This window comes from Candidatus Hakubella thermalkaliphila (assembly GCF_013281975.1).
Lineage (GTDB): Bacteria > Actinomycetota > Humimicrobiia > Hakubellales > Hakubellaceae > Hakubella > Hakubella thermalkaliphila.
On sequence record NZ_BLRZ01000228.1, the window covers coordinates 1 to 1,576 of the forward strand.

1 protein-coding gene is annotated in these 1,576 nt (G+C 46.4%); it reads right to left on the reverse strand.

Features of this window, described 5'->3' with window-relative positions; genetic code table 11:
- Window positions 1-140: 140 nt before the first annotated feature.
- The gene (locus HW443_RS11120; RefSeq protein WP_246273404.1) at window positions 141-1,385 is read right to left on the reverse strand and encodes an integrase catalytic domain-containing protein; all 1,245 of its coding nucleotides are present in this window, start codon (window positions 1,383-1,385) and stop codon (window positions 141-143) included.
- Between the last annotated feature and the right edge of the window lie 191 nt (window positions 1,386-1,576).

Sequence of the window (1,576 nt, forward strand, 5' to 3'; positions counted from 1 at the left end):
TTATATCATAAATCGCTATCTATGGGTAGATACCCATGCTAAAACCGGAAGAACCAAGTTAACTATAGCATAGCTATCCTTAAATTTAGATCTAAGAAATTTCTCTTAACTTGGGAGTCATAGGAGCAAACCTGTTGGCCTTAGGTCAGAACGTAGTCCCAACTATCCCTGGTTGACTCATCAAAAATGTCCTCGAAATCTTTGGTTGTTTCATCCTCCCTCTTTCTTCGTAGTTCAGCTTTTAAGTGGGCCAGTTTTAATAGTTTGTCTTGGAGCCGGGTAATCTCTCTTTTTAGCTCAGCTGGATTTAGTTTAGCATACTCTTCCTTGAGTTTTTCCTTGGCCGGGGAAGAGACAAAGGGTGAGGCCAGGACCCTCTGATAGGGGGTTTGGGCCTGATCATAGCTCTTTTTGACCTTACTGCCTATTCTTATCTTTTCCTTTAGCTTCCTCACTGGCTGAAAGAAGTTAGTATAGAGCCTTAAAATTCGGTAGAGCTCGTTTAAGGTCTCTAGCTCTTCTTCTGTGTCGTATCTTTGGTAGCCCACCGCTCTTCTGACTACCGAGTAGTTCTTTTGCTCCACAAAGCAACTGTCATTCTTGCGGTAGGGTCTGGAGCGGGTGAAGGTGATCTGGTTTTCTTCACAAAAGGCCAAAAGATGAGCATTGATGAACTCCCCTCCATTGTCGCAATTCAGGCCCAGAAGCTTAAAGGGAAGTTTGGCTTTGATATCCTTGAGGGCCTCCAAGACCCATTTTCGGGCTTTGTTCTTAACAGCTCTGGTTTCGGTCCAGCTGCTACATACGTCCACCACATCCAGGCTCTGGATGAAATCTCCTCTGGGCTCACCCCCATCGTGGGAGACCAAATCCGCCTCCACAAAGCCAGGTCGCCTCTCCTCCCAGTCGGCAAAAGTTCTTATGGGTATCTGGTTTTTCAAAAGGCTGCCGGGTTTGGTGGTGCATCTCCCCTTGAGCTGATACTGCTTCCTTAGAGGGGCCAGCAGTCGGTCAATGGTAGCAGCACTAAGGCTCAGGAGCTTTTCCCTGACCTCCTCCGTGATCTTTAGCTCCCCAAAGCTCTCTAAGATGGGTATGATCTCCGGAAGGAAAGGGGCCAGCCTTTTGCCACAGATGCCATCACAGATGGCCCAGATCTTCCTTAGGGGAAGCAAGACCTCCTCCCCATATTTCTTTTTTCTTTTCCTTTTGACTTTCTTTTTCTCCTCCCCCAGGACTCGCTTTTGCCTCAATATCCTGGCGGCATAGGAGCGGTTGTACTTGGTGAGCCAAGTAAACCTCTCCAGGATCTCTCCCCTTTGCTTCTTGCTAGCCTTCCTATATCTATCTCTGGTTTCCCTGGTGAGCGCTTTTTTCTCCTTCATGGTCAGTGACATGGTTGTCTCCCTTCTTTAGGCTCATAACTGTCTTTAAGAGACAACCAAAAACCAAACTTGTTTCAAGTACTTTTTTAGTTGAGGCAACGATACTGTTTTGAGTACTTTTTTGGTGAGGCAATTCGGTAAATGTTTATGATTACCCCAGTTTATCGAAAGGCACAGCGATTCCTTATGGG